The organism is Streptomyces beigongshangae, from assembly GCF_019710745.1.
GTDB lineage: Bacteria > Actinomycetota > Actinomycetes > Streptomycetales > Streptomycetaceae > Streptomyces > Streptomyces beigongshangae.
Genome location: NZ_JAHKJW010000137.1, coordinates 1 through 4502, shown reverse-complemented (window position 1 = coordinate 4502; position 4502 = coordinate 1). Strand labels below are relative to the sequence as shown.

At 69.8% G+C, this 4502-nt stretch carries 4 protein-coding genes and 1 pseudogene; 3 read left to right on the top strand and 2 right to left on the bottom strand.

Features of this window, described 5'->3' with window-relative positions:
• Positions 1–210: 210 nt before the first annotated feature.
• Positions 211–481 (top strand): annotated as a pseudogene (locus KM933_RS40120) (phosphotransferase); the annotation flags it as partial.
• Positions 482–580: 99 nt separating this feature from the next.
• On the opposite strand, the gene KM933_RS38330 reads toward KM933_RS40120, so the two are convergent.
• Both KM933_RS38330 and KM933_RS38325 read right to left on the bottom strand, forming a co-directional pair.
• Positions 581–1243 carry a response regulator gene (locus KM933_RS38330; RefSeq protein WP_221362157.1) on the bottom strand — a complete coding sequence of 221 codons (663 nt, stop codon included), beginning with the start codon at positions 1241–1243 and terminating at the stop codon, positions 581–583.
• On the bottom strand, positions 1240–2445 hold the full coding sequence (locus KM933_RS38325; RefSeq protein ID WP_260334825.1) for a sensor histidine kinase: 1206 nt from the start codon (positions 2443–2445) through the stop codon (positions 1240–1242). The genes KM933_RS38330 and KM933_RS38325 overlap by 4 nt, the downstream gene beginning before the upstream one ends.
• 133 nt (positions 2446–2578) lie before the next feature.
• Here KM933_RS38325 and KM933_RS38320 point away from each other — a divergent pair, with 133 nt between their 5' ends.
• Entirely contained in the window at positions 2579–3490 is a 912-nt protein-coding gene (locus KM933_RS38320; protein WP_221362153.1) for an ABC transporter ATP-binding protein, read from the top strand.
• Positions 3487–4359, top strand: coding sequence for an ABC transporter permease (locus tag KM933_RS38315; protein ID WP_221362151.1), 873 nt, complete (start codon positions 3487–3489; stop codon positions 4357–4359). The genes KM933_RS38320 and KM933_RS38315 overlap by 4 nt, the downstream gene beginning before the upstream one ends.
• Positions 4360–4502: the final 143 nt, after the last annotated feature.

The following is a 4502-nucleotide window of genomic DNA, read 5'->3' as shown; positions in this document are numbered from 1 at the left end:
GGTGAGGACCCAGCGTTTGACTCCGGCTTCGGCGGCGAGCTGGACGACGGTGAGGGCACCGGTCGATCGGGCGGGTGCGTCGGCGAAGAGCCGCTGAATCGCCGCTTGGGAAGCTGTGTCAGAACTGCTGGTTTGTGACGTTCTGCGACGATGGGAGGGGCATCAGTGGCGGGCCGCCGCTTGAGTACGGTTGCTCCGCATGACCCAGGCGGCACCTTCTGCGGCGTGATCGACTTCGCGCGGGCGATCCGGCCTGCGATCTCGCTGCCACTTGGGTGCTACTGCCGAACGGTGCCGCCGACCGCTTCCACTGCGCCTACCCGCCAGCCCTGGATGCCGCGACCCTGCGCCGCGCCCGCGGCTGGGCGGTGCTGAAAGCCCTCAGCGGCGTCCTCATCGGAGAAGCTGACGTTCAGGGTTGCCCCGGCGGCAAACCCCCTGGGGCCCACCCGCACGTACCGCCCTGCGACGCCTCATTGCGGTGGCCCGCAACTTAATGGTGCTACCACCAACGACGCTGGCCTGCTGCGGGCCAGAGCGCATTTCCGGCCGAGAATCGCGATCAGCCCTGGTCGGAGCCCTATCCCCGCGTCGGCGTTACTAGCCCCAGCTCGTACGCCATGATGACCAGTTGCACTCGGTCGCGCGCGTCCAGCTTTGTCAGCAGCCTGCCCACATGGGCCTTGGCCGTGGCCATGCTGATGTGCAGCCGCGTGGCGATCTCCGCATTGGACAGTCCACTTCCGACCAGGGTGAGCACTTCCCGTTCGCGGACGGTAATGCTCTCCACCGGTCTCGGGGGCGGCGGGGTGGCATCGGGGCGGGCAGCGAACTCGGCGATCAGGCGGCGCGTGACGCTCGGTGCGATGAGGGCATCACCCGCGGCGACGACCTCGATCGCGGTGAGGATCTGGTCCATGTCCATGTCCTTGACGAGGAAGCCGCTCGCCCCTGCGCGCAGGGCGCCGTAGACGTACTCGTCGTCGTCGAACGTGGTGAGGATGAGGACCTTCGGTGGTGTGGTGGAGCCCGCGGTGATCCACCGGGTGGCCTCGATGCCGTCCATGCCGGGCATCCGGATGTCCATCACCACCACATCCGGCGCCATCTGCTCCGCGAGCCGCACCGCCTCCTCGCCGTTCGCCGCCTCGCCCGCCACCTCCAGCCCGGGGCGGTCGGCGATCAACACCCGCAGCCCGTGCCGGACCAGCGGCTGGTCGTCGGTGAGCAGTACCCTGATCATGTGGCCGCCACCGGCAGCGGAAGCCGTGCCGCCACGCGGAAGCCGCCCTCGTCGCGCGGCCCGGCCGTGAACTCGCCGTGCAGCAGCGCCGCTCGCTCCCTCATGCCCGTCAGCCCGTAGCCGGCTGCGCCGGGCAGGCCGGACAGGCCGCGACCCTCGTCGGTGATCTCGATGGACAGATCGTCCTCCTGGCAGTCGATGGTCACCAGGCAGGCGTTGGAGCCCGAGTGGCGGACCACGTTGGTGACCGCCTCCTGGATGATGCGGTACCCGGACAGCTCGATCTCCGTCGGCAGCGGCCGCCGTTCCCCCCGCCACTCGATGTCCACCCGCACGCCCGCGTCCCGGGTCCGCTCCACCAGCCTGTCGAGATCGGTGAGCACCGGCGCCGGGTCGAGCGGTGCGCCGTCCCTGGGGTCCGCCTGCCGCAGCGCGCCGAGCATCCGGCGCAGGCCCGCCAGAGTGTCGCGGCTGGTGTCCTCAATGGCGGCGAGGGAGTTGCGGGCCTCCGACGGCTGGGTGTCGATGACGCGCCGGCCCACCCCGGCCTGGATGGCGATGACGCCGATGCTGTGCGCCACCATGTCGTGCAGCTCCCGGGCGATCCGCAGTCGCTCTGCGATGACGGCCTGCTCAGCGGCCCGCGCCCGCAGGGCGGTCGTGTGCTGGCGGCGCTCGCGGACCGAGTAGCCGACCGTCCAAGCGGTGACCATCATCAGCGCCAGGAAGACGGCGGCGGCAAGGAACGACGAGGAGCCCTCCCGGTAGTAACTGGCGGCCCCGATCTGTACACCGAGCGCCACCATCGAGGCGATGGCCGCCGTCAGCCGCGACCGGGTGGCGGCGATCCATCCGACGGTCAGATCGGAGAGCACTGCCTGCAGACACGCGATCTGCCACGCCTGCGTCTCTGCGTGCGGCATGCCGCCAATCACGTGCTGTCCCGCAGCCATCACCGAGTCCGCCCGCACGGTCGCCGCGAAGGAGGCGGTGAGCAGCAGCATCAGGGCGGGCAGCGGCCGACGCAGCACCAGGGGCAGCAACAGTACGGAGGGCAGGGCGGCCAACACCAGGCGCATGCCGGTCAGTTCGCGGCCGGTGTTCAGCACGACGACGTACAGCAGGACCACGTATGCGATACCTGAGCACCAGGCCAGGATCTCGACAAGGAGCGACCGCGGAGCATCCAGCGGGGCTTTCATGCGCCGATCATAGGCACGCGGCCCGCTGCCCGGCATTGGCCCACGGGCGTACTCCCGGAGGCTACCCCGGACTCCCCGATTGTGGTCGGCAGCCCGATGCCTGAGCGGGATCCGCCCCGGCAGCGTGGACACCGTGATCGAAGCAACCGAACTCACCAAGCGATACGGCAAGACCACCGCCGTCGACCGCCTGTCCTTCACCGTCCGCCCGGGCGTGGTCACCGGGTTCCTGGGCCCGAACGGTGCCGGCAAGACCACCACGCTGCGGATGATCCTCGGGCTGAACCAGCCCACTGGCGGCACCGTCACCGTCGACGGGCAGCCGTTCGGCGACCGCCCCCGCGGCCTGCGACACGTCGGCGCCCTCCTCGACGCCCACGACATGCACGGCGGCCGCACCGCCCGCGCTCATCTGACGGTGCTGGCGGTCAGCAATGGACTGCCACGCAGGCGGGTCGCGGAGGTACTGGCAGAGGTAGGCATGGCAGAGGCGGCCCGCCGTAGGATCGACGGGTTCTCCCTGGGTATGAAACAGCGGCTCGGTATCGCCGCCGCCCTGCTCGGCGATCCGCCCGTACTGCTCTTCGACGAGCCGCTCAACGGCCTCGACCCGGAGGGCGTGCGCTGGGTGCGGAACCTCTTCAAGCAACTGGCGGACGAGGGCCGCACCGTGCTCGTCTCCAGCCATCTGATGCGGGAGATGGAGCAGACCGCCGAGGAACTGATGGTCATCGGCCGCGGCAGACTGATCGCGGCGGAGAGCCTGCGGGACTTCGCGGCCCGCAGCACACCACTGCGGGTGAGCGTCCGTACGCCCGACGCGGACGTCCTGTCCGGGCTGTTGGCGGACGCGGGAGCGAAGGTACGGGCAGAGCTCGACGGGACGTACACGGTGACCGGTCTGCCCGCGGACCGCATCGGCGAGCTCGCCTTCGCGCATGGGGTGCGGCTGCACGAACTCAGCCCACACTCGGCCTCCCTGGAGGAGGCGTTCATGGAACTGACCGCAGAGAGCGTCGAATACTCCGCAGGAGCTGTCCGATGACCCCCGTACTCGACAAAGCCCCCGCCCGCCCCTCGGTCCGGGTACCCGCCCGGTTCCGTCATCTCCTCGCCGCCGAGTGGATCAAACTCTGGTCGCTGCGCTCCACCTACTGGGTGCTCGGCGTCGGCGCGTTGACCGTGATCGGCATCAATGTGAACTCCGCCGCGTCCAACGCGGACCGGCTGGCGCATCAGACACAGCGGCCGCCGGAGCCGCCGGGGTTCCCGGACCGCCCTGAGTTCCTGTTCGATCCGCTCACCACGGCGTTCGTCGATCCCGCCTGGCAACTGTTCATGATCATCGCTGCGACAGTGGGGGCGATCGCGGTCTTCGGCGAGTACTCAACTGGGCTGATCCGTACGACCTTCGCCGCCGTCCCCGACCGGCAGGCGGTGATCGCCGCCAAGGTGACCGTGGTGTCGGTGGTCATGCTGACGCTCGGCACGCTCGTCTCCGGCACCTCCTTCGGCGTCACCCAGATGCTGCTGCGAGAGCACGGCGGCCTGTCGCTGGGCGCCCCGGGCGCACTGCGCGCCGCGGCCGCAGCCGCTCTGCTCGCACCGCTGTGTGCGCTGGTCGGTATGGCGGTGGGTGCGGCCGTCCGGCACGCCGCCGGCTCCATCGTCACGGTCATTGCCCTGCTGTTGCTGGTACCGGCGCTCTTCCAGGGCGAGCGCTACCGCTGGGTCAAGGAGATCGGCAACGCCATGCCGCTCAGCGCCTGGGAACGGCTGGTGACGAACCCGGAGCGCGCGCACGACCTGGGCAAGTACCCGCTGACAGTCACCGAGGCGTGGATCGTGTACGGCGCGTGGGCCACCGCGGCAGTGGCCATCGCGGTGCTCGTGGTACGACACCGGGACGTGTGACCGCAGCACCCCGGCGGGAATACAAGGAATGGATCTCCCTCAGAAGCGAGACACCAGGTAGAGAATGAGTCCACTGTCACCTGTTTGGGGCTGTTGCGGTCTTGCTCCTGGGCGGAGGGTCGGTGAGTCAGGTCCGCCGTGGT